This is a genomic window from Hydrogenophaga sp. (assembly GCF_018780385.1).
Lineage (GTDB): Bacteria > Pseudomonadota > Gammaproteobacteria > Burkholderiales > Burkholderiaceae_C > Hydrogenophaga.
In genome coordinates this window covers 69,226-88,086 of record NZ_JADMJO010000022.1, presented here as the reverse complement: position 1 = coordinate 88,086, position 18,861 = coordinate 69,226, and the positions used below count along the sequence as shown (strand labels likewise).

Here is an 18,861-nt window from a genome sequence, read left to right as displayed (position 1 = left end):
ACTTCAGACCTTCACAGGATCGCGCATCGTCACGAACTCTTCGGCCGCCGTGGGGTGGATGCCGATGGTGCTGTCGAACACCGCCTTGGTCGCGCCGGCTTTCAGGGCCACCGCAAAGCCCTGAACGATCTCGCCGGCCTCGGCGCCGACCATGTGCAGGCCCACCACGCGGTCGGTCTTCGTCTCCACCACCAGCTTCATCAGCGTGCGCTCGGTGCTGCCCGAGAGCGTGTGTTTGAGTGCCTTGAACTCGCTGCGGAAGACGGTCACGTCGCCATACTGCTTGCGCGCGTCGGCCTCGCTGAGGCCCACCGTGCCGATGCTGGGGTGGGTGAAGACCGCGGTGGGGATGAACTCGTAGCCCATGTTGCGCGCTGCCTTGCCAGCCGCCGGGCCGAACAACTGGTCCACCACCACCATGGCCTCGCCCAGCGCCACCGGCGTGAGCTGCACGCGGTTGGTCACGTCGCCCACCGCGAAGATGGACGGCACGTTGGTCTGGTAGCGCTCGTTGACGACGACCTCTCCCTTGGCGCCTTGCACCACGCCCACGGTCTCCAGACCCATGTCCTTCACGTTGGGAACGCGGCCGGTGGCGTACAGCACGGCATCGGCCATCACCAGGGCACCGCCTTCACATTCCACGCGCAGGCCATCGCCAGTCTTGCGGATGTCCACCACCCCGGCGTTGAGGTGCAGGTCCACGCCCGCCTTGATCATTTCGGCGGCCACGAAGTGGCGGATCTCGTCGTCGAAGCCGCGCAGGATCTGCTCGCCCCGGTAGAGCTGGGTGACCTTCGCGCCCAGTCCGTTGAAGATGGAGGCGAACTCGCTGGCGATGTAACCCCCGCCCACCACCACCAGCCGTTTTGGAAACGGTTCGAGGTCGAAGATGTCGTCGGACGTGATGACGTGTTCGTGCCCCATGAAGTGCGGCACGTGCGGCGTGCCGCCGGTGGCGATCAGGATGTGCTTCGCAGTGAATTCCTGGTGACCGGGTGAACCGTCGGCGTTCAGCGTGGCCAGCGCGATGCCGTGTGCACCGGTGAGGCTCGCGAAGGCGTCGAACACGGTCACGCCGGAGCCGCGCAGCAGGTTGCCGTAGACGCCGTTGAGGCGCGTGATCTCTTTCGAGCGGTTGGCCTTCAGCGTGGCCCAGTTGAAAGTGGGTTTCTCACCCTCCCAGCCGAAGCCGTGCGACTCTTCGAAGGATTCAGCATAGTGCGCCGCATAGCTGTAGAGCTTCTTCGGGATGCAGCCCACGTTCACGCAGGTGCCGCCCAGGCCGTCGGTGCCCAGCACCTCGGCCAGCGCCACGCGCGCGCCGCGCTGCGCAGCCATGCGCGCGGCGCGCACGCCGCCGCTGCCGCCGCCGATCACGAAAAGGTCAAAGTCGAATGAAGCTGTGGACGTGGTCATGGTTGGTTGTTCCCGGGCGCGAAGCCCTTGAGTTCCTGGCGAATGAAATCGATGAAGGCCCGCGTGCGCGCGGGCAGCAGGCGGGCGTGGGGGTACACCACATGGATCGGGCGCGGAGCGTCCTCAAAGTCTTCCAGCACGGTCTGCAATTCTCCGGTCTTCAGGAGCGGCGCGACCTGGTACGACAGAAACTGGCCGAAGCCCGCGCCCGCGGCGCACGCCTGCACGGCGGGCGCGATGTGGTTGAACTCGAGGTTGCCGCTGACGCTGAGTTTGAGCGTTTTGCCGCCGTCGCGGAAGCTGCCCCAGGTGGGCGAGTACCCGACCAGGCGCACGCAGTTGGCCTTGAGCAGCTCGTTCGGATGCGCCGGCGCTCCCTGCTCGCGCAGGAATGCGGGACTGGCGACCACCACGCGGCGGATCTCGCCCAGGGGCAGCGCGACCAGGCTGGAATCTTCCAGGTGGGCGATGCGGATGCCCACGTCGACCCCTTCCTCCAGCAGATTCACCACCCGATCCATCAGCATCACGCGGCAGCGCATCTGGCGGTGCTGCTGCACGAAGCGCGTGACGATGGGCGCCACATGCATCTGGCCGAACAGCACCGGTGCGGTGATGGTGAGGTGGCCGGTGGGTTCGGCGGCATTGTTTTTCAGCTCGACCTCGGCATCGTCCACTGCGCTCAGCAAGTGGCGGCAGCTCTCCAGATGGCGGCGACCGTCTTCGGTGAGCGAGATGCGGCGCGTGGTGCGGTTGAACAGTCGCACGCCAAGATGGGCTTCGTAGGCCGCGAGCAAGCGCACCACCGCGGGCAACGATGTGCCCATGGCCCAGGCCGCCGCGGTGAGGCTGCCGGCGTCGGCGATCTGCACGAAGGTGCCCATGGCACGGAGTTTGTCCATGGGCCATTAAACCGATTTATGGAGCAGTGATGTGCGCCTGGGGATATTGGTGAATTCGGTTGCAGCAAACAAGATGGCGGCCTCACCAACCAGGAGCCCCCATGAAACCCGCCCTCCAGCTGTACCGCAACGCCATCTCCGGCCACTGTCACCGCGTCGAGCTGTTCCTCTCGATGCTCGGCTTGCCTTTCGAGAGCATCGACGTCGACCTCGCTCAGAAGCAGCACAAAGCGCCCAGCTTCCTCGCCATGAACCCGCTGGGCCAGATCCCGGTGCTGCGCGACGGTGAACTGACGCTGGCCGATTCGAACGCCATCCTGGTCTACCTGGAGGGCCGCTACGCGCCGGGCCAGTGGCTGCCGCGCGACCCGGTGGGCGCGGCGCGTGTGCAGCGCTGGCTGTCGCTGGCCGCCGGCCCACTGGCTTTCGGGCCGGCGAGCGCGCGCGTGGTGCAACTGTTCTGTTTGCCCACCGACCCGAAAGAGGCGATTGCGCGCGCCGAGGGACTGTTCGGGTTGATGGAGGGAGAACTCGGGCGCCCGCCGTTTCTTGTTGGCGAGCGCGCCACCCTGGCCGATCTGGCGCACTACGCCTATGTGGCGCGCGCACCCGAGGGCCTGGTCTCGCTGCAGCCCTACCCGGCGATTCGCGCCTGGCTGGCGCGCATCGAGGCGTTGCCGGGCTTCGTGCCGATGCTCAAGTCACCGGTGGGGTTGGCGGCGTGAGCAGCCACCCGGCCTTCCACGCCGGCGAGCAGGCCCTGCAGGCGCGGGCCGGCGTGCAGGCGCACATGGCGCAGATCGGCCCGCGTGTGATGCGCGATCACATGCCCGACCAGCACCGCGAATTCTTCGGCCTGCTGCCCTTCTTGGTGGTGGGCAGCGTGGACGCCGGAGGCCAGCCCTGGGCCAGCGTGGTCGCGGGCGCGCCCGGCTTCATGGATTCGCCCGATCCGACGCACCTGCAGATCCGCGCCCGGCCCTTGCCGCACGACCCGCTCAACACCACGCTGCACGACGGCGCTGCACTGGGCCTGCTCGGCATCCAGCCGCACACGCGTCGGCGCAACCGCATGAACGGCACGGCGCGGCTGGAAGACGGTGGGTTCGCGGTCGAGGTCGGCCAGAGCTTCGGCAACTGCCCGAAGTACATCCAGGCGCGCGAACCGGTGTGGACACCCGAGGCGCCCGCGGGTCACCTGGCCTATGAGGGTCCGGGCCTCGACGAAGCATCGCGCGAACTGATCCGCGCGGCCGACACCTTCTTCATTGCCACCGCGCATCCGCAGGCAACAGCCCCGGGCGGAGAAGCGCGGCATGGGGTGGACGTGTCGCACCGCGGCGGCCCACCGGGTTTCGTGAAGCTGGAGGGCGAGGTGTTGACCGTGCCCGACTTCATGGGCAACCACTTCTTCAACACGCTGGGCAACATCGCCGTGCACCCCGCGGCGGGTCTGCTGTTCGTGGATTTCGATCGCGGCGACCTGCTGTATGTCGCGGTGCAGGCCCAGGTGCTGTGGGACGGTGCCGAACTCGCGTCCTTCGACGGCGCCCTGCGCCTGCTGCGCATGCGGGTGACGCACGTGCGGCGGGTGCAGGGCGGATTGCCCTTGCGCTGGGGGCCGTCCGAACCGTCGCCGCAGCTCGCCGGCCTGGGGAGCTGGTCTTCTCGATAACGCGGCGAGCACCCGCAGCCACGGAGCGCGTGCCCCAACCCAGAGATGCCGTGGAACCGGCTCCGCCGGGCCACAGGGCATCGCCCCCCTTCAGGGGGTGCCGCGAAGCGGCGCGGGGGGTCAATACGAATAGACGCCGCGCCCGGTCTTGCGGCCGAGGTAGCCGGCGGCCACCATTTCCTTGAGTAGCGGGGCGGGGCGGTACTTGCTGTCGTTGAACTCGGCGATGTAGACGTTCATCACCGCCAGGCACACGTCCAGGCCGATCATGTCGGCCAGGGCCAGCGGGCCGATGGGCTGGTTGGTGCCCAGCTTCATGCCGGCGTCGATGTCTTCCGGCGTGGCGATGCCTTCGGCCAGCACGAAGAAGGCCTCGTTGATCATGGGCACCAGGATGCGGTTGACCACAAAACCGGGCGCGTTCTTCACCGTGATCGGCGTCTTGCCCAGCGCTTCGGCCAGGGCCTTGACCGCGTCGTGCGTGGCGTCGCTGGTCTGCAGGCCGCGGATGATCTCCACCAGCGCCATCATGGGCACCGGGTTGAAGAAGTGCATGCCGATGAAGCGGTCGGGGCGCTGCGTGGCGGCGGCCAGCTTGGTGATGCTGATCGAGCTGGTGTTGGTCGCCACGATCACCTCGGGGGCGAGCAGGCCGTCGAGCTGCTGCAGGATCTTGACCTTCAGGCCTTCGTTCTCGGTGGCCGCTTCGATGACGAGCTGCGCGCCTTTGAGGTCGTCGTAGTTCGTCGAGGCTTTGATGAGCGAGAGCGCCTGGTCCTTGTCGGCAGCGGTGATCTTCTCTTTCTTGATCAGCCGGTCCAGGCTGCCGGCGACGGTGGCCAGACCCTTGTCGACCGCGGCCTGTGCGATGTCGACCATCACCACGCGGATGCCTCGGGTGGCGCAGGCCTGCGCGATGCCGTTGCCCATGGTGCCCGAGCCGATGATGCCGACGGTTTGAATGCTGTTCATGAAGGGGATGCTCCTGCGGAAGTGGGTGGGGATCTGGGGGCGATCGGCGGTTTGCGCCGGCGTCGCGAGGGCGTCGCCGCAGGCGGTTTCCTAGGCGTCACTGCCTACCTGCGCCGAAACCCCTGTGCTAACTTGCTCCGAGATTGTCGCGCACGGTTTGGCGTGCGCCACACACGACGGAGACACCCCATGTTCGACTACATCATCGTTGGCGGCGGATCGGCCGGCAGCGTGCTCGCGGGCCGCCTGAGCGAAGACCCCACCATCCGTGTCGCCCTCATCGAGGCCGGCCCCCCCGACCGCAGCGTGTTGATCCATTGCCCGGCGGGCCTGGCGGTGATCGCGAAGTTCGAAATGAATGGCTGGGGTTTCAACACCGTGCCGCAGCCCGGCCTGAACGGTCGGCGCGGTTATCAGCCGCGTGGCAAGGTGCTGGGTGGTTCCAGTTCGATCAACGCCATGATCTACGCGCGCGGCCACGCGAGCGACTACGACGCTTGGGCGGCCCAGGGCAACCCGGGGTGGTCTTACGCCGACGTGCTGCCGTACTTCAAGCGCGCCGAGCACAACGAGCGCGGCGCCGACGCGCTGCACGGCCAGGGCGGCCCGCTCAACGTGATGGATCTGCGCAGCCCCAACCCTTTCCTGGCCTCGTTCATCGAAGCCGGCCAGCAGGCGGGTTACCGGCACAACACCGACTTCAACGGGCCGGAGCAGGAAGGCGTGGGCGCCTACCAGGTCACGCACAAGAACGGTGAACGCTTCAGCGCCGCCAAGGCCTACCTCACGCCGCACCTGCAGCGGCCCAACCTGCAGGTGATCACCAACGCCCTGACCACTCGCGTGGTGATGGACACCGGCGCCCATCCTCCGCGCGCGGTGGGGGTGGAATACCGCGGCGAGGGCGGGCGTGGGCCCATGCAGCTCCTGCGCTTGAACGACGGTGGCGAGGTCGTGCTCAGCGCCGGTGCATTCGGCTCGCCTCAGCTGCTCATGCTCTCGGGCGTGGGCCCGGCGGAGCACCTGCGCGAACACGGCATCGCGTCCGTGCTGGACCTGCCCGGCGTGGGCGCGAACCTGCACGACCATGTGGACGTGGTGATCGTGGTCAACGCGCCGAAGGTGCGAGACCTGCTGGGCCTCACGCCAGGCGGCCTGTGGAGGGCCGTGCGAGGCATTTTTGAATGGCGGCGCCAACGCAGCGGCATGCTCACCACCAACTTCGCCGAAGCCGGCGGTTTCATCAAGAGTTCGCCCGATGAGGCCATCCCCGACCTGCAGCTGCACTTCGTGGTGGGCAAGCTGGTGGACCACGGCCGCAAGTCGGTGCTGGGCCACGGGTATTCGTGTCACGTGTGCCTGCTGCGACCCAGGAGCCGGGGCAGCCTGCGCCTGGCCAGCGCCGATCCGCAGGTGGCACCCCTCATCGACCCGGCGTTCCTGCAGGACCCCGACGACACCGCGCGCCTGGTGCGCGGTTTCCAGGTGATGCGCCGGCTGTTGCTGCAGCCGGCCCTCGCGCGCCACGGGGGCACCGAGTCGGCCACCTCCGCGCTGGCGCAGAGCGAGGGGCAGATCGAGCAGTTCGTGCGCAACCATGCCGACACGATCTACCACCCGGTGGGCACCTGTCGCATGGGGCCGGGACCGATGGACGTGGTGGACGCCCGCCTGCGGGTGCAAGGGGTGGCGGGTTTGCGGGTGGTGGATGCCTCGGTGATGCCCACCGTGGTGGGCGGCAACACCAATGCGCCGGTGATCATGATGGCCGAAAAGGCCACCGATATGATTCTCGAAGACCGCCTAGCTGCTTCATCACTCCAGGAACAACACCATGATTCTCGAACACGCGGACATCCGCATCGACCCCCTCAAGAGCTCGGCGTTTGAGGAGGCCATCCTGCGTGGCGTGAGCACCGTCATTGCTCAGGCCAAAGGCTTCAAGGGTTACAAGGTCAACCGCAGCATCGAGACGCCGGGCCGCTACCTGCTGATGATTTATTGGGACACGCTGGAAGACCACACCGTGGGCTTTCGGGGCTCCGACCTGTTCCCCCAGTGGCGCGCCATCGTCGGTCCGTTCTTCGCGCAACCGCCGGTGGTCGAGCACCTCGAATTGGTAGGCAAAAGTTGAATCCCCCCCGCGCCGCGCTGCGCGCGTCACCCCCCAGGGGCGATGCCTGTGGCCTGGCAGAGCCAGTTTCACGGCATCCTTGATCAAGTCACGCGCGCCGGAGGTGCTGTTCGCATCAACGTGGACTTGCCAAAGAGACTTTCGATCAAATCCACCGCCAACTCCGCCGTGCGGTTGCGCACGTCGAGTGCCGGGTTGAGTTCCATCACGTCCATGGAGGCCAGCCGTCCGGTGTCGGCGATCATTTCCATGCACAGCTGCGCCTCGCGGTAGGTGGGGCCGCCGGGCACCGTGGTGCCCACGCCCGGGGCGATGTCGGGGTCGAGGAAGTCCACGTCGAAGCTCACGTGCAGGTGAGTGTTGTCGTCCATGCCCGAGAGCGCCTGCTCCATCGTATGGCGCATGCCCATCTCGTCGATGTAGCGCATGTCGAACACCTCCAGCCCGGCCTCGTGCACCAGGCGCTTCTCGCCGGCGTCCACGCTGCGGATACCGATCTGGCGCACCACGCTGGCGTCGATGGCTGGCGTGGTGCCGCCGATGCCGGTGAGCAGCGCCGGACCGTGGCCGCACAGCAGGGCCACCGGCATGCCGTGGATGTTGCCACTGGGCGTGAGGGCTGCGGTGTTGTAGTCGGCGTGGGCGTCGAGCCACAACACGCGCAGTTGTTTGCCTTGCTCGCGGCAGTGCCGCGCCACCGCACTGATCGAACCCAGGCCCAGGCAGTGGTCGCCGCCCAGCACGATGGGCATGCGCCCCAGCGCGAGTTCGGCGTGCACCGCGTGGTGCAGGGTCTCGTTCCACGCTGCCACTTCGGGCAGGTGGCGGTAACCGTCGGTGGGCGGTTGCCAGGGGTTGGGTGGTCCGCTGAGATTGCCGCGGTCGATCACGTTCAAACCGTGGCTTTCAAGCACGCTGGCCAGGTTGGCCACGCGCATGGCTTCGGGGCCCATGGAGGCGCCGCGCGCGCCAGCGCCGATGTCGGTGGGGACGCCGATGAGGCTGATGTGCTTTTCCATTTTGTGTACTCTCAATGAAATGGCTTTGCAAGAAGGGGCATTCTTGTAGATCGACAGGCTGCCGCCTGGGGCGATGAGCTTGCCTTTGGGGTGTAAGTTGGTAATGAACTGTGTCCGCTTGGTGCTTATCAACGGGGGAATTGTCATAGAGAGCGACGCTGGACGCACGGTACCAGAGCCATGCTGGATGGTTGCAACGGCCGTTACATCCGCGAACCTCCTGACGCGATGGTTTGCGCAGAAGCCTCCAAACTTGGCCCCTTCGAACAACCCACACGAGATGCTTCACCCCATGAAAAAATCGCACCGCTACGCCTGCCTTGTCTCCGTCGCCGTCACCTTGGGGGCATGTGGTGGCGGTGACGCTGATGCTGCTACCCCGGGCAACAACGCTTCGACCCTTGTCCTCCAACCGGTCCAGGCCCCTGCGCAAGTGCTCCAGCCAGCGCCTCCACAACCTGCTCCAGCTCCACAACCTGCACCATTGCCTTCTACAGGAACCGCTTGCGACACAGCCCCGGGCCGGGTGCTGAACGTTGGCGTCGGTCAGACCTATGCTGCGCCCAGTGCGGCAGCCGCGGTGGCCCGCGACGGCGACGTGATCCGCATCGCGGCCGCGGACTACCGCGGTGATGTCGCCATTTGGCGCAGCAACAATCTCACCATTTGTGGCGTCGGTGGCCGGGCACGGTTGTTTGCCGACGGCAAGGCCGCCAACGGCAAGGGCATCTGGGTGGTGGTGGGCGCCAACACCACGATCGACAGCATCGAGTTCCGCGACTCCCGCGTGACCTCGCGCAACGGGGCGGGCATCCGCGCCCAACACACGGGTTGGCTGCGGGTGCGCAACAGCGGATTTTTTGACAACGAGAACGGCCTCCTGACCGGCAACACCGAGGGCAGCAGCCTGATCATTGAAAACTCCGAATTCGCGCGCAGCGTGGTGGCTGGTGGTCTGGGGCACAACCTGTATGTGGGCAGAATCGACAGCCTCACCGTCACCGGCAGCTATTTCCATGAGGCCGCGGTGGGTCACAACCTCAAGAGCCGGGCGCGCGAGTCGGTCATCGAGAACAGCTACCTCATGGACGGCCCCACCGGCAGCTCCAGCTACCTGGCGGACTTTTCCGAGGGCGGGCGGGTGGTCTTGCGCGGCAATCTGTTCCACAAAGGACCCCTTGCGCAGAACCCCGCTGCCATCAACTATGGCGGGGCGCTGATGCACTCCACGAACACGCTGGAACTCACACACAACACGATGGCCATCACCCGCTCCGGCGGCGCCTTCATGAACATCCGCACCGCGGTCCACTCGATCGTGCTCAAGGGCAACATCTTTGCCGGTACCGGCAATCAGACGCTGATGTTGGGCGCCGCCACCGGCAACGCCGTGCAGACCGGCAACGTGACCGCTCTGGCCAGCCAGATCCCCGGGGCCACCAACATCGCCAGCCCGAACTTCTGGCCCAACGCCAGCTTGCAGGCCTTGCTGGCTTTGGGAAGCGTGCTGGATGCCTCGTACGTGCGCGATGCTCCCCGGCCGTTGCAGTTGCGCGCCGTCAGCGGTGCTCGCAAGGCGGGGGCGCTGCAATCGGCACCTTGAGGTCGAAGGGCGCGTCCGTGGCCCGGGCGCGCCGGCGGGTGAACGACAATGCAGGCCCCTTGTGTTCCTGCGAGACCCGCCCACGCGCTGCGGGTGGATGTCATGCCCTCCCACGCTTCTCCCCTTTGGACCCCCTGCGGCTTTGAGCACCTCACGCGCGATCCGCGCGGCTGGCTGGTGCCCACCGACGGCTATTGGCGCCTGTGGCTGCAGCGGCCCGAACTGGCGCTGGTCGAGGAGTCTTGCGCAGCCGAGCAGGCGCTGCATGCCTCGCTCATGGAGGCGCCCACGCGCTCCGTGGCGCAGCACGAGCTCGATGCTTTTGAGGACGCCGATGCCCGCGCCAACCACCGTCTGTTCCTGGGCTTTCGCGATGCGGTGATCGCAGCCGGCTCATTGGAGGCGGCTTACGCCGGTTTCTTCAAGGCCGGCGCGATCCAGATCCCGCCGCTGTTCCTCGATCTGGTGGTGCAGGCCATGGTCTGCAACCTGCTGGATGGTGAGGACGATGCCTGGCAGTGGCGCGCGGCCGAGATGCTGTTTCGCCGCCAGCGTGTGCGGGTGCAGGACGGTCGCGTGCTCAGCGGTGACAGCGAGGTGCTGGACATGCTCAACGAAACCGGGGGCCTCGGCGCGGTGGGTCGTCTGCTCATGCAGAGTGGCGCGACTATTCCCGAGGTGCAGATCGAGGTGCTGGGTGACGACAACGCCGTTCGCTACCTGGCCAGCCGCTCGGGCAACGGGCGTTTCAACTTCGTGCTCGACCTCACCCACGAGATCCAGCGCGAGCTCTCGCACGGCCTGACGCTCACCATGAACCGTTCGCAGTCGGGTTTGAAGGCGCTGGCGGTGGTGCTGCAGAAATGGGTGCGGCATTTCCACGGTGTGGCCGTGCAGGTGCAGCCCGAATCACGGGTGGAAGACACGGCGTGGCGCTGGCACCTGGGGCTGGACGCTGAATCCACCGCCTTGCTCAACGACCTGTACCTCGACCGGGAAGTGGAGCCCGAACGGCAGCAGCGCCTGATCAGCCTGTTTCGCCTGAGCTTCGACGATCCGCAGGACATGCGCGCCGACGTGCGCGGCAAGCCCGTGTACCTGGGGCTGGCCATGAACGCCGAAGGACTGCTCAAGATCAAGCCGCAGAACCTGCTGCTCAATCTGCCGCTGACAGCGTCTGCCTGAAGGCCCTAAATCCCCACCACCGACAACGCACCCGGCAGCACGCTCAACCGCAAGTGCCGGGCGTAGCCGAGGAACTCGCCGTCGGCGGCCAGCGGCAGGTCGGTGTTGCTGATCACCGAGAGCGTTTCAAACGCCCGGGTGCGCATGCGGCTGTGGCCCAGGTGCGTGCCGGTGAGCAGGCGCGGCAACATGGCCAGCGTGCCCAGACGACCGAAGGGCCCGGCCAGCAGCAGGTTGAGCAGACCGTCGTTGGTGCGCGCCGCCGGCGTGGCGGGCATGCCGCTGCCGAAGGTGGATGTGTTCATGCTGGAGGCGAAGAGAGCCGGACCACTGTGCAGGTGTTTGCCGTTGGCCGTGACGTCCAGCGTCCAGGTCTGCAGATGGGCCAGCTCGGCCAGCGTGGCCCACAGGTAACGCGGCACGCCGCCGAGCCAGCGTGGGCCCGTGAGCGTGCGCAGCACCACGGCGGAGTCGAAGCCGGCGGTGAAGCTGGAGAGAAACAAGGCCCGGTACTCGCGGCCATGGGGGTCGCGCCATTCGGCACATCCCACGTCCATCGGGCGCGTGTCGGCGTTGAGGGCGTGCACCAGGGCGGCCAGTGGCGCGCGGCCGCGTAGGCCGAGTGAGCGCGCCACGTCGTTGCCACTGCCCACAGGCACCACGCCCAGCTCCAGGTCGTTGTGCAACAGGGCTGGCAACCAGCGGTTGAGCGTGCCGTCGCCGCCCACCGCCACGACCCGGCTGCGCGCCGGCAGGCTCGCCAGCAAGGCCAGTGCATCCACCACGTCTCGCGGCGCGTGCAGGGACACGTCGGGCGGCAGGGCGGCCTGCAGCGTGGGCAACAAGGCCGCCGCCCGCCCGCCATGGGCGTGCGGGTTGAGCAGCACGCAGCGCTTCGCGCCCGCTCTCAAATGGTGCTCACATGTTGCGGCGGTACTGGCCGCCCACCTCGAACAGGGCCGAGGTGATCTGGCCGAGCGAGCACACGCGCACCGCCTGCATCAGCACCTCGAACACGTTGCCGTTCTCGATCACGGCCTGGCGCAGTTGCTGCAGCATGGCGGGCGATTCACCCGCGTGCAGCGCGTGGAACTCGGCCAGGCGTTTGAGCTGGTTCTGCTTCTCTTCGTCGGTCGAGCGTGCGAGCTCCAGCGTGTCGGGTGTCGCGTCGCCGTGCGGATTGCGGAAGGTGTTCACGCCCACGATCGGGTACTCGCCCGTGTGCTTGAGCATCTCGTAGTGCATGGACTCGTCCTGGATCTTGCCGCGCTGGTAGCCGGTTTCCATCGCGCCCAGCACGCCGCCGCGCTCGGCGATCTTCTCGAACTCCTGCAGCACGGCTTCTTCCACCAGCTCGGTGAGCTCGTCGATGATGAAGGCGCCCTGGTTGGGGTTCTCGTTCTTCGCCAGGCCCCACTCGCGGTTGATGATGAGCTGGATCGCCATCGCGCGGCGCACCGACTCTTCGGTCGGCGTGGTGATGGCTTCGTCGAAGGCGTTGGTGTGCAGCGTGTTGCAGTTGTCGTAGATCGCGATCAGCGCCTGCAGCGTGGTGCGGATGTCGTTGAACTGGATCTCCTGCGCGTGCAGCGAGCGGCCACTGGTCTGCACGTGGTACTTGAGCTTCTGGCTGCGCTCGTTGGCGCCATAGCGGTCGCGCAGGGCCACCGCCCAGATGCGCCGCGCCACGCGGCCCAGCACGGTGTACTCCGGGTCCATGCCGTTGCTGAAGAAGAACGACAGGTTGGGTGCGAAGTCGTCGATGTGCATGCCGCGCGCCAGGTACGCCTCGACAAACGTGAAGCCGTTGGAGAGCGTGAACGCGAGCTGGCTGATCGGGTTCGCGCCGGCCTCGGCGATGTGATACCCGCTGATGGAGACCGAGTAGAAGTTGCGCACGTCGTGGTGCACGAAGTACTCGGCGATGTCGCCCATCACCTTGAGCGAGAACTCGGTCGAGAAGATGCAGGTGTTCTGGCCCTGGTCTTCCTTCAGGATGTCGGCCTGCACCGTGCCGCGCACATTGGCCAGCACCCACTCGCGGATCTTGGCGGCCTCGGTGTCGGTGGGCGCGCGGCCGTTCTCAAGCTCGAACTTCTCCAGGTTCTGGTCGATCGCGGTGTTCATGAACATCGCGAGGATGCTGGGCGCCGGGCCGTTGATGGTCATGGAGACCGAGGTGGCCGGGTGGCACAGGTCGAAGCCGCCGTAGAGCACCTTCATGTCGTCCAGCGTGGCGATGCTCACACCCGAGTTGCCGACCTTGCCGTAGATGTCGGGGCGCGGATCGGGGTCGTTGCCGTAGAGCGTGACCGAGTCGAATGCGGTGGACAGGCGCTTGGCCGGTGTGCCGGCCGAGAGCAGCTTGAAGCGTGTGTTGGTGCGGAAAGCATCGCCCTCACCGGCGAACATGCGGGTCGGGTCCTCACCTTCGCGCTTGAAGGCGAAGGTGCCGGCGGTGTAAGGGAAGCTGCCCGGCACGTTGTCCAGCATCAACCATTTCAGAATTTCGCCGTGGTCCTCGTACTTGGGCAGCGCGACCTTGCGGATGGTCGTGCCCGAGAGGCTCTTGGTGGTGAGCGCGGTGCGGATTTCCTTGTCGCGGATCTTCACCACGTACTCGTCGCCCGCGTAGGCCTTCTGCATGTCGGGCCACTGGGTGAGCAGCTTGCGTGCGGCCGGGTCCTGATCCAGCTCGCGCACCTGAGCGAGGTCGATCACGGCTTCGGCGGCGCGCGAGCGTTCGGGTTTTTCCACACGCAGCATGCGTGCGGTCTCAGACAGCTGCTGGATCTCGCGCGCCAGCTTGGCCTGCTCGATCGCCTTCTTCTTGTAGCCGCGCACCGTGTCGCTGATCTCGGCCAGGTAACGCGTGCGCGCCGGCGGCACGATGGGCGTCTGGTTGGTGCTGTGGCGGACCTTCACGGTGGGCAAGCGACCTTCTTTGAGCGGCAGGCCGATGTCACCCAGGCGCGCCTTGAGGCCCTGGTAAAGCGCGGTCACGCCGTCGTCGTTGAAACGCGCGGCCATGGTGCCGAACACCGGCATCTGGTCCGGCGGCGTGCTCCAGGCTTCCTGGTTGCGCTGTACCTGCTTGGAGACGTCGCGCAAGGCGTCGAGCGAGCCCTTGCGGTCGAACTTGTTGATGGCCACAAACGCCGCGAAGTCCAGCATGTCGATCTTCTCGAGCTGGCTGGCCGCGCCGAACTCCGGTGTCATCACGTACATGGGCACGTCCACGTGCGGCACGATGGCCGCGTCGCCCTGGCCGATACCCGAGGTCTCGACCACGATGAGGTCGAAGCCGGCGCACTTGCAGGCGGCGATCACGTCGGGCAGGGCGGCACTGATCTCGCTGCCGAAGTCGCGCGTGGCCAGACTGCGCATGTAGACCCGCTGACCTTGCTGCCACGGATTGATGGCGTTCATGCGGATGCGGTCGCCCAGCAGGGCGCCACCACTCTTGCGGCGCGACGGGTCGATGCTGATCACGGCCACGCGCAGGCTGTCGTCCTGGTCCAGCCGCAGGCGGCGGATGAGTTCGTCGGTGAGCGAGGACTTGCCCGCGCCACCCGTGCCGGTGATGCCGAGCACGGGCACCTTCTTCGTTTTTGCCTGCTCGCGCAAGGCAGCGACGATGGCTGCATCCGCGTTGCCGTTTTCCAGCACCGTGATGAGTTGGGCCAGCGCGCGCCAGTTCATCTCACCCTGACCTTCAATGGCGGCCAGCGACGTCGGCGCGTACGGACTGAGGTCGCGGTCGCAACGCATCACCATCTCGCCGATCATGCCGGCCAGGCCCATCTTTTGCCCGTCTTCCGGGCTGTAGATCCGGGTCACGCCGTACTCTTGCAGCTCGCGGATTTCGCTTGGGACGATCACGCCACCGCCACCGCCAAACACCTGAATGTGTTCACCGCCGCGGCTCTTGAGCAGATCGACCATGTACTTGAAGTACTCCACGTGACCGCCCTGGTAAGAGCTGATCGCGATGCCCTGCGCGTCTTCCTGCAGCGCGGCGGTCACCACCTCGTCCACCGAGCGGTTGTGGCCCAGGTGGATCACCTCGGCGCCCATGCCCTGCAGGATGCGCCGCATGATGTTGATGGCCGCGTCGTGCCCGTCGAACAGGCTCGCAGCGGTGACGAAGCGCACCTTGTGCGTGGGGCGGTAGTTGGCCAGGGCCTGGTATTCGGCGGCAAGGTTGCTCATGGTGTGTCTCTGGGTCGGTAGCGGAAAAGGGGTGGCAGGCGTCAGGCGATCTTCAGGCCGGACAGCTTCGGGTCTTCGGGCGGAAAGCGCAAGTCCAGCGCCTTGAGCGTGTCGCGCACGATGGTGGCGATCATCAGGTTGCGGTGTGTCTTGGAGTCGGCCGGCACCACGGTCCAGGGTGCCCAGGGGGTGCTCGTGGCGTTGAGGAAGGCTTCGTAGGTGCTCTGGTAGTCATCCCATTGCTTGCGCACGTCGAGGTCGCTCAGGCTGAATTTCCAGTGTTTTTCGGGATCGTCCACCCGCTCCTGCAGGCGCTCGCGTTGCTCGTCCTTGCCGATGTGCAGCATGAACTTGAGGATCACCGTGCCGGTCTCGGCCAGCAGGCGCTCGAAATCCTTGATGTGTTCGTAGCGTTGCAGCGTCTGCTGCGGCGTGATCCAGCCATTGACCGCAGGCACCAGCACGTCTTCGTAATGGCTGCGGTTGAAGATCATCATCTCGCCGGCGCCCGGGACTTTCTGGTGGATGCGCCAGAGGTAGTCGTGGTCGCGCTCGGCCTCGGTGGGCGCTTTCCAGCCGACGGTGTGCACGCCCAGCGGGCTGGTGCGCGCGAACACGCCACGCACCGTGCCGTCCTTGCCCGAGGTGTCGGTGCCCTGCAGCATCACCAGCAGCTTGTAGCGGCCGTCGGCATGGAAGAGGTTCTGCAGCGCGTCGAGCTCTTCGGCCAGGATGGCCAGGGCCGCCTGGTCAGCAGACTTGCTGCCGCTGGAAAACGGCTTGGCGTCGGGTTTGAACGACTTGAGTGAGACGCCCTTGGCCTTCTTGCTGCCGTTGCCGGGGCTCACCTGCCAGTCCTGCCAGGGACTGCCTTTGCCGGCCAGGATGGCACGGGCGGGGAAGGGCAGGGCGGCGTCGGTCGTGCTGGGCATGGGGGTTCCGTTCGGTGCACGGGCACTTTCTTGCGGGCCCGTTTGGTTGACGTTTACGTAAACGTAATGTTACCGCGTATCGGCAAAAAAAGGGGCGCTTGCGCGCCCCTGGTTCTGCATGGTTGCTGCCCGCTGGATCAGCGGTAGAGCACCTGTGGCAGCCACATGCCGATGGCCGGGAACTGGTAGAGCAGGACGATGGCCAGGATCTGGATGCCCATGAAAGGCAGCATGCCGACAAAGATCTGGTTCAGCGTCACGTGCTTGGGCGACACGCCCTTGAGGTAGAAGGCCGCCATGGCCACGGGCGGGCTCAGGAAGGCGGTTTGCAGGTTCAGCGCCACCAGCAGGCCGAAGAACAGCGGGTCCACACCAAAGTTGTCCAGCAGCGGGATGAAGATGGGCATGAAGATCACGATGATCTCGGTCCACTCCAGCGGCCAGCCCAGGATGAAGATCAGCACCTGCGACAAGATCAGGAACTCGGTCTTGGACAGGTTCATGCTCAGCACCCAGGTCTCGACCAGTTCCTGCCCGCCCAGCAGCGCGAAGGCCGCCGAGAAAATGGCCGAGCCCACAAACAGCCAGCACACCATGGCGCTGGTCTTGGCCGTGAGGAACACGCTTTCCTTGACCACACTGAAGGTGAGCTGTCGGTAGGCCGCCGCCAGCAGGAAGCCGCCGAAGGCGCCCACCGCTGCCGCTTCCGTGGGCGTGGCCAGACCGAAGACGATCGAACCCAGCACCGACAGGATGAGCACCAGCAGCGGGAAGAAGCTGGAGAGCAGCATCTTGAAGACTTCCAACCGCGTGAAGCTCAGGATGGCGTAGAAGATCACCATGGCCAGCAGACCCACGGCCAGGCCGATCCAGAAGCTCATGGAGGCTGGCTTGGTGGTGGCAGCAGGCTCTGCGGCCTCACCTGCGGGAGCTGCAGCAGCAGCCGGCTCGGCCACGGCATCGGGTGCCGCGCCAGCCGCAGGAGCCTCTTTCTCGGCACCGGGTGGTTCGGCCACGGCGCCTTCCTGTGCACCCGGTGGCTCGGCCACCGCGTCGTCGGATGGGGGTTCAGCCAGACCGCCTTCTTCGGCTTCGGGTTCGGCCAGACCACCTTCGCTGGTGTTCTCGTCCACGTTGGCGCCAGCGCCCATGGGCTGCAGCTCTTCGTAGGTTTCCACCGGCACCACGGTGGTGGCGCTCTGGTAACTGGCGAAGGCCACGGCGGCGAACAGGATCGCTGGCAGCAGTGCGATGCCCAACTGGCCCAGCAGGTACTTGGCGGACACGTCCTGGTTGCGCCGGCCTTTGAGTGCCTTGATCAGGTTGGACACGGCCCAGCCGTCGCCGGTGGCACCGATGGCCGTCAGCGGCGCCGGCAGCGGCACGAAGCGCTGCGCTGCGGTGAGCGGCGGCGCCCAAGCCGGCTTGATCTTGGCCATGATGATCACGTACAGGATGTACAGACCGGCCAGCATGATGCCGGGGAAGAAGGCACCTGCATACAGCTGCACCACCGACACGCCGGCGGTGGCGCCGTACACGATCAACAGCACCGAGGGCGGGATCAGGATGCCCAGGCAGCCACCAGCGGTGATGACACCGGCCGACAGGCGCACGTCGTAGCCGGCGCGCAGCATCTGCGGCAGGGCCAGCAAACCCATGAGCGTGACGACCGCACCCACGATGCCGGTGGCGGTGGCGAACACCGCGCAAGTCACCAGCGTGGCCACACCCAGCGAGCCCGGCACACGGGCCAGGGCCAGGTGCAGGCTGCGGAACAGCTTGTCGATCAGATTGGCGCGTTCCACGAGATAGCCCATGAACACGAACAGCGGGATCGAGATCAGCACGTCGTTGCCCATCACCGAGAACGCGCGCTGCACCATCAGGTCCAGCGTCTGCTGCATGGCGCCGCCCGCGGTCTGTGTGCCCGAGTGGTAGGCGAAGAACGCGAACATCATGCCCATGCCCATGAGGGTGAAGGCGGTGGGGAAGCCCAGCATGATGGCAACCACCACCAGCGAGAGCATCAGCAGGCCATAGTGACCGTTGGTCATGGTGTCCACGCTGAACACCATGGTGAGTGCGGCCGAGCCGATGAGCGCCATCAGCGAGAAGCCGAACCACAGTTCCTTGCGAATCTTCATGGCTGGCCTCCCTGCTTCACCACGAGGCTGTCCAGCGCATCAATGTCGGCATCTTTCACGTTCACCATTTCTTTGAGTTTGTCCACGTCCACTTCTTCCACGTCCTCCTCACGCTTGGGCCACTCGCCGGTCTGCAGGCACATGACGCAGCGGATGATTTCCACGAAACCCTGCAGCAGCAGGAAGGCGCCGGCGATCGGCACGACGAATTTGAACGGGTAGACCGGCAGCGGATCGGCGTTGAAGGTCTGCTCGCGAATGGCGAGTGATTCGTTGGCAAAGAACCACCCGGCGTAGGTCAGGGCCACGATGCCGGGCAGGAAGAAGAGGATGTAAAGGGCCAGGTCCCACCCGGCTTGAGTGCGCGGGCTGAAAAAGCCATAAAGGACGTCACCGCGCACGTGGCCACTCTTGGCCAGCGTGTAGGCACCCGCGCTCATGAACAGCACGCCGTACAACATGATCTGGGCATCAAGCACCCAGGCGTGAGGTGTGTTGAGCACATAGCGGGAGAACACTTCCCAGGTGATCAACAGCGTGAGTCCGATGACGGTCCAGGCGCAGGCCTTGCCGAACCAGGTGGAGAGGCGGTCCACCGCCAGTAACAACTTTTGCATGTGAATTTCCAGAAACAGAAAGGGGCGCCTGCAGGCGCCCCGAG

General features: G+C 66.2%; 15 protein-coding genes. 6 read left to right on the top strand and 9 right to left on the bottom strand.

Annotation, left to right across the window (positions count from 1 at the left end; all coding sequences use genetic code 11):
- Nucleotides 1–3: 3 nt before the first annotated feature.
- On the bottom strand, nt 4–1,419 hold the full coding sequence (gorA, locus tag IV113_RS09990) for a glutathione-disulfide reductase (protein WP_291083871.1): 1,416 nt from the start codon (nt 1,417–1,419) through the stop codon (nt 4–6).
- The gene (locus IV113_RS09985; protein ID WP_291083868.1) at nt 1,416–2,321 is read right to left on the bottom strand and encodes a LysR family transcriptional regulator; all 906 of its coding nucleotides are present in this window, start codon (nt 2,319–2,321) and stop codon (nt 1,416–1,418) included. Before IV113_RS09985 ends, gorA begins: the two co-directional genes overlap by 4 nt.
- Before the next feature lie 101 nt (nt 2,322–2,422).
- Between IV113_RS09985 and IV113_RS09980 the strand changes: the two genes are divergently transcribed.
- Nucleotides 2,423–3,046 carry a glutathione S-transferase gene (locus IV113_RS09980; protein ID WP_291083866.1) on the top strand — a complete coding sequence of 208 codons (624 nt, stop codon included), beginning with the start codon at nt 2,423–2,425 and terminating at the stop codon, nt 3,044–3,046.
- Nucleotides 3,043–3,996: a pyridoxamine 5'-phosphate oxidase family protein gene (locus tag IV113_RS09975; RefSeq protein ID WP_291083863.1), complete on the top strand. Its 954-nt coding sequence runs from the start codon at nt 3,043–3,045 to the stop codon at nt 3,994–3,996. Before IV113_RS09980 ends, IV113_RS09975 begins: the two co-directional genes overlap by 4 nt.
- Nucleotides 3,997–4,116: 120 nt before the next feature.
- On the opposite strand, the gene IV113_RS09970 is transcribed toward IV113_RS09975, so the two are convergent.
- Nucleotides 4,117–4,968, bottom strand: a complete 852-nt coding sequence (locus IV113_RS09970) for a 3-hydroxybutyryl-CoA dehydrogenase (RefSeq protein ID WP_291083859.1) — start codon at nt 4,966–4,968, stop codon at nt 4,117–4,119.
- A 189-nt stretch (nt 4,969–5,157) separates the two neighbouring features.
- Between IV113_RS09970 and IV113_RS09965 the strand changes: the two genes are divergently transcribed.
- Together IV113_RS09965 and IV113_RS09960 are read left to right on the top strand one after the other, a co-directional pair.
- Entirely contained in the window at nt 5,158–6,858 is a 1,701-nt protein-coding gene (locus IV113_RS09965; protein WP_291083856.1) for a choline dehydrogenase, read from the top strand.
- Nucleotides 6,803–7,102, top strand: a complete 300-nt coding sequence (locus IV113_RS09960) for an antibiotic biosynthesis monooxygenase family protein (protein ID WP_291083853.1) — start codon at nt 6,803–6,805, stop codon at nt 7,100–7,102. Before IV113_RS09965 ends, IV113_RS09960 begins: the two co-directional genes overlap by 56 nt.
- A gap of 83 nt (nt 7,103–7,185) precedes the next feature.
- Here IV113_RS09960 and rocF read toward each other — a convergent pair whose 3' ends face one another.
- On the bottom strand, nt 7,186–8,121 hold the full coding sequence (gene rocF, locus IV113_RS09955; protein ID WP_291083850.1) for an arginase: 936 nt from the start codon (nt 8,119–8,121) through the stop codon (nt 7,186–7,188).
- Nucleotides 8,122–8,647: 526 nt separating this feature from the next.
- On the opposite strand from rocF, the gene IV113_RS09950 reads away from it, so the two are divergent.
- Together IV113_RS09950 and IV113_RS09945 are read left to right on the top strand one after the other, a co-directional pair.
- Entirely contained in the window at nt 8,648–9,724 is a 1,077-nt protein-coding gene (locus tag IV113_RS09950; RefSeq protein ID WP_291083847.1) for a right-handed parallel beta-helix repeat-containing protein, read from the top strand.
- 102 nt (nt 9,725–9,826) lie between these two features.
- Complete coding sequence (locus IV113_RS09945; protein ID WP_291083844.1) at nt 9,827–10,909, top strand: DUF6352 family protein; 1,083 nt, start codon at nt 9,827–9,829, stop codon at nt 10,907–10,909.
- Between the two features lie 5 nt (nt 10,910–10,914).
- Here IV113_RS09945 and IV113_RS09940 read toward each other — a convergent pair whose 3' ends face one another.
- The 5 genes from IV113_RS09940 to IV113_RS09920 all read right to left on the bottom strand — a co-directional run bounded on the left by IV113_RS09940 (nt 10,915) and on the right by IV113_RS09920 (nt 18,817).
- The gene (locus tag IV113_RS09940) at nt 10,915–11,796 is read right to left on the bottom strand and encodes a diacylglycerol kinase family protein (protein ID WP_291083841.1); all 882 of its coding nucleotides are present in this window, start codon (nt 11,794–11,796) and stop codon (nt 10,915–10,917) included.
- Between the two features lie 31 nt (nt 11,797–11,827).
- A complete protein-coding gene (gene icmF, locus IV113_RS09935; RefSeq protein WP_291083838.1) occupies nt 11,828–15,121 on the bottom strand; it encodes a fused isobutyryl-CoA mutase/GTPase IcmF in 3,294 nt (1,097 codons plus the stop codon).
- A gap of 41 nt (nt 15,122–15,162) precedes the next feature.
- Nucleotides 15,163–16,053 (bottom strand): PPK2 family polyphosphate kinase, encoded by an 891-nt coding sequence (locus tag IV113_RS09930; RefSeq protein ID WP_291083835.1) that lies wholly within the window; start codon nt 16,051–16,053, stop codon nt 15,163–15,165.
- A gap of 137 nt (nt 16,054–16,190) precedes the next feature.
- Complete coding sequence (locus tag IV113_RS09925) at nt 16,191–18,200, bottom strand: TRAP transporter large permease subunit (protein WP_291083832.1); 2,010 nt, start codon at nt 18,198–18,200, stop codon at nt 16,191–16,193.
- Nucleotides 18,197–18,817 carry a TRAP transporter small permease subunit gene (locus IV113_RS09920; protein ID WP_291083830.1) on the bottom strand — a complete coding sequence of 207 codons (621 nt, stop codon included), beginning with the start codon at nt 18,815–18,817 and terminating at the stop codon, nt 18,197–18,199. The genes IV113_RS09925 and IV113_RS09920 overlap by 4 nt, the downstream gene beginning before the upstream one ends.
- Nucleotides 18,818–18,861: the final 44 nt, after the last annotated feature.